Below are 4172 nucleotides of genomic sequence, written 5' to 3' on the forward strand. Positions count from 1 at the left end.
GCAGGGGTTCGGCGTACGGCCGGCGGCGTACTCGGCGACGAAGTCGTCGACCACGTCCTCGTGGAAGCGGTCGGCCATGGGCGATCGGACCGCCGCTGGTCGCACCATTACTGGACGGTCAGGCGCCGTAGCGCAGGTAGAGGGTGTCGCCGACGGTCACGGTCGTGCCGCGGGTCGCGGTGGCCAGGGTGCCGCCGTCCCTGGACACCTTCCAGGTGGAGGAGCCGCTGTTGGCCAGGCCGTTGATCGAGGTGATGGTGCCGGTGCCGCTGGTGGGGATGCGGGCGGTGACACAGCCGCTGGGGGTGGCGGACCCGATGGCGGCGTCCAGCACGGCGCCGAGGGTGGTGGTGGCGGCGGTCGGCGTCAGAGTGACCGCGCAGGGCTTGATGGTGCCGCTGCCGTTGTCGATGATCACGGCGAGTCGGCTGGCGGTGCCGGCGGTGAATCCGCTCGCCGCGACCCAGGTGGGCGCCCCGGCGGTGACCGGGGTCGGGGGAACGGCGGTGTAGCCCGCGCCGGCCAGGGCCCGCACCGCGTCGATCGAGGCGTACGCCGACGGAGTGGTGTTGGTGGGCAGGTACTTGAACCCGCCGCCGGTCAGCTGCTGAGCGCGCAGGAAGTCGATCGGGGTCTTACCGGCGGTGGTGGTGAAGTCGGTGCCCTGGCTTGGGATGCCACAGGCGTTCAGCCCGGAGACCGCCCAGGCGTTGGAGTCGGTGTTGACGCCGAACATCGAGGTGAAGGCGCCGGAGGCGTTGACGAGCTTGCCCTTGAGGAAGTTCTTCGCCTGGACGATGTCGGTGTCGGTGTTGGGCACCCCGGCGACGCAGAGGGCGGCCATGGCGGCGCCGGTCATGTCGATGTCACTGGCGGCGGCGAGTTGGGTGGGGTTGCCCTCGGCCTGGCTGAAGGTCCAGCCGCCGTCGTTGTGCTGGTTGTTGCGGATCCGGGTGACCGACAGGTTGAGCAGCGCCTGCGGTACGCGGGCGGCACCGGTCTGGGTCTTCGCGCCGGCCAGGGCGAGGGTGGCGAAGACGGTGCCGTTGACGTTGGCCGGCGGGCCGTAGTAGCCGGCCGAGCCGGTCTGCCAGTAGGCGATGGTGTCGGCGATCAGGTTGCGGGCGGGGGAGACCCGGGCGGGGTCGATGCCGGCCGCGTAGGCGTTCAGGACGCCGCGCTCGTAGTCGGTGACGACGGGGGAGGTGCTCGGCCAGGACGCGGCGGAGAGGTGGTTGCGGTAGACGGTGCGGGCGTTCTTGGTCGTGTCGCCGGAGGGGTAGACGTCCACGGCCGCGACACCGGCGGGGGCGAACGCGCTGAACGCCCATTCGTTCGACAGCCCGCCGCTGGCGTAGCTTCCGTCTGCGGCCTGCAGGGTGCGCAGGTAGGCGACGCCGTTGGTCTTGGCGGTGGCGATCTGCGCCGCCGTCGAGGTCGCGGCGGCCGGTGCGGCACCGGTCGCGACCGCGACGACAGCGGCGATCAGCGCGGCGGCGGGAACCGTCGCGAGACGTCTCCGGCGACTGCCGGGGGAAAGGCGCGAGGACATCGGGTCTCCTTGGGGTACGGGGCACGACTGCCTCGACCCGGGGCCCAGCGGGAGAGCCGGCGGAGCGGGGCGGGCCGGCCGCAGGACGCGTGGGACGGATACCGCAGGTGCTGCGTCACCACGTGGGTAGTCGGGCTCGGGACGGCCAACCGTCCTCACCGTTGCGCGTCAGCCCCGGATTCCCACCGGGTTCCCCCACGCGATGACGCGGTCACGGTATGGGAGGAAGCCCCTACCGCGCGCTGTTAGGTAGATGACACGCCCTCGCGTTGACGAGGTGGTCGCGGTTGTGGTCCGATGACCGCGATCCAGCAGTCAGGGGAAGCCGGTCAAAGTCCGGCGCTGGCCCGCAGCCGTAGGTCCCGTTTCGGGACGAGTCGGATTACCTGGCTGGATAGTGCACCGCAGCGCCGTCGAGGTACACGGCGCGGAGCAAGATTTCCGAGACTTGTCCTCGGGGTCCGCGTCCGCGCCTGCGCCGCTAGCCCCTTGAGAGAGTCGCCATGTCTCCACTGGTCAGTCGAACGTCGCGGACTTCCGCGCCGTGGTTGGCGTTTGTCGCCGCGGTGACGCTCGGCGCGTTGGCACTGGTGGTGCCGACCCGTGCGGCGATCGCCGATCCGCTTGAGTCCTGCACCCCGACCCAGGGCGCCATCGTCGCGGTCGATTTCGGCGCGTGGGGCGGGCCGCTGCTGCGGGGCTGCGACGTCACTCCGACCACCGGCCTGGACCTGCTGCACGAGGCGGGTTTCACCACGACCGGCACCGCTCACGACGGCCCGGGTTTCATCTGCCGGATCGGCTCACCCGCCTTCGAGTCCGGTGCCGAACGCCCGGCGCCGGCCGACGAGGCGTGCCAGTTGACGCCGCCGGCGACGGCCTACTGGTCCTACTGGATCGCCCCGGCCGGGCAGGAGCACTGGACCTACAGTCCACTCGGCGCGATGTCCCAGCGGCCCGGCCCGGGTGAGGTCGAGGCGTGGGTCTTCGGCGGCACCGACATCGGCGGCGCCACCGGGGCGCCGAGCTTCACCCCCGCGTCGGTGCGCGCGAGCGGCCCGACTCCGACCGCGACCCCGACTCCGACCCCGACCGGGACGCCCGCACCGGCGCGCCCGACGGAAGCGCAGGTCAAGGCGGTTGCGAGTTACCTCGTGGGGCAGCTCGCCGACGGCGACCACGTCGACAACGGTTTCGTTGACTACTACCGGACCGTCGCCGTCGCCATCGCCCTGGCCGGGACCGGTGGGCAGGACCAGACCCTCACGAAGGTCGTCGACTACCTGCGGGCACACGTCGACGCCGCCATCTTCCCGAACGGTGGCACCGCCGCACCCCACATCGCCAACGTCGCCAACCTCGCGCTGTTGACCACGATCACCGGCGGCAATCCGCGCGCGTTCGGAGGTCGTGACCTGATCGCCACGCTCACCGACCGGGTGTGCGCCGCGACCGACGTCGACGCCGGCTGTGCCGCCGCTGGTGACTTCGCCGGATCGAGCGATCCCCTGACCCACGCGACCGCCCTGCTCGCGCTCAAGCGGGCCGGCGTCACCCCGCCGGCCGCGACCGTCACCCGACTGACCGAGCAGCAGTGCGCGACCGGAGCCTTCGCCGGTGTATGGCGCAGCCCCACCGACGCCTGTGATCCAGACCTCGCGGCCACGACCCTGGCCGTCCTGGCGCTGCACACGCTCGGCGCGACGCACGATGCCGCGCTCGGTTCGGCCAAGGCGTTCCTGACCGGCGCGCAGGAGACCGACGGCGGTTACCAGCCGTACACCGGCGCGGGGGTCACCGACACCTACTCCACCGGGTACGCCGCGCAGGCCCTCGCCGTGCTGGGTGTCGCCGACCGGGCTGCCACCGCCACCGGTTTCCTGGTCGGGCGGATCGTCACCGGCGGTGGGCTCAACCCCGACCCGAGCAACCCGGACGCTGACCTTGCCGCCACCGGCGCGGCGGCGCTCGCACTGGCCGGCAAGAACCTGGCCACCCTGGGTGAGACGCCGCCGCCGGCCGGACCGCGACCCGATCTGGTCAAGGGGGTGTCCTACCTCGTCGCGCCGACCAATCTGGTCGACGGCAGGTACTACGAGTCGTTCCCCGGCTTCCCCGACTTCGGGTTGAGCATCGACGGCGCGTACGCCCTGGCCGCCACGGGCGGGAACGACGCCAAGCTGCGGGCGATCGTCGAGTTCCTGCGCGGCGGCGGCGCTGTCGGTGACGGCGGGTTCACCGTCGACTCGTGGCTCGGCATCGGCACCGACTACGCCGCCGGCGGCGCGATCGGCAAGGTCGCCCTCCTCGCCCAGGTCACCGGCTACGACCCACGGTCCTTCGGTGGACACGATTTGATCGCCGCGCTGGGTGACGTGACCTGCGCCAAGCTCGACGAGCAGGCCGGCTGCGCCGGGGCCGGCAACTACCGGTACGCCACCTCGGTGTTCGGGCAGTCGCTGGGCATCATCGCGCAGCTCCGTGCCGGACAGGGCGACGCGGCCGCCAAGCCGATCGCCTTCCTCAAGGGACTTCAGCGCGCGGACGGGTCGTTCCCCAGCCTCATCCCGGCGGGGGACGCCGACCGGGACGTCGACAGCACCGCGATGGCCGCGATGGC

General features: G+C 72.1%; 2 protein-coding genes, 1 pseudogene and 2 riboswitches. Of the genes and pseudogenes, 1 reads left to right on the forward strand and 2 read right to left on the reverse strand.

What is annotated here, in order from left to right; genetic code table 11:
- Positions 1-78: pseudogene (locus tag ABZ749_RS30660) on the reverse strand (hypothetical protein); the annotation flags it as partial.
- Positions 79-118: 40 nt separating this feature from the next.
- Positions 119-1552, reverse strand: a complete 1434-nt coding sequence (locus tag ABZ749_RS30665) for a prenyltransferase/squalene oxidase repeat-containing protein (RefSeq protein WP_357233865.1) — start codon at positions 1550-1552, stop codon at positions 119-121.
- Between the two features lie 103 nt (positions 1553-1655).
- A riboswitch (cobalamin riboswitch) is annotated at positions 1656-1778 on the reverse strand.
- A 52-nt stretch (positions 1779-1830) separates the two neighbouring features.
- Positions 1831-1961, forward strand: a riboswitch (cobalamin riboswitch).
- Positions 1962-2100: 139 nt separating this feature from the next.
- Between ABZ749_RS30665 and ABZ749_RS30670 the strand changes: the two genes are divergently transcribed.
- The coding region (locus ABZ749_RS30670; RefSeq protein ID WP_357233867.1) for a prenyltransferase/squalene oxidase repeat-containing protein at positions 2101-4172 on the forward strand (2072 nt) is incomplete at its 3' end.

The sequence above is a fragment of the Micromonospora sp. NPDC047753 genome (assembly GCF_040642735.1).
Classification (GTDB): domain Bacteria; phylum Actinomycetota; class Actinomycetes; order Mycobacteriales; family Micromonosporaceae; genus Micromonospora.

What these genes read in the sequence shown, in the direction of transcription:
- ABZ749_RS30665 (WP_357233865.1), bottom strand. Translation starts at nt 1,552, where the DNA reads ATGTCCTCGCGCCTTTCCCCCGGCAGTCGCCGGAGACGTCTCGCGACG.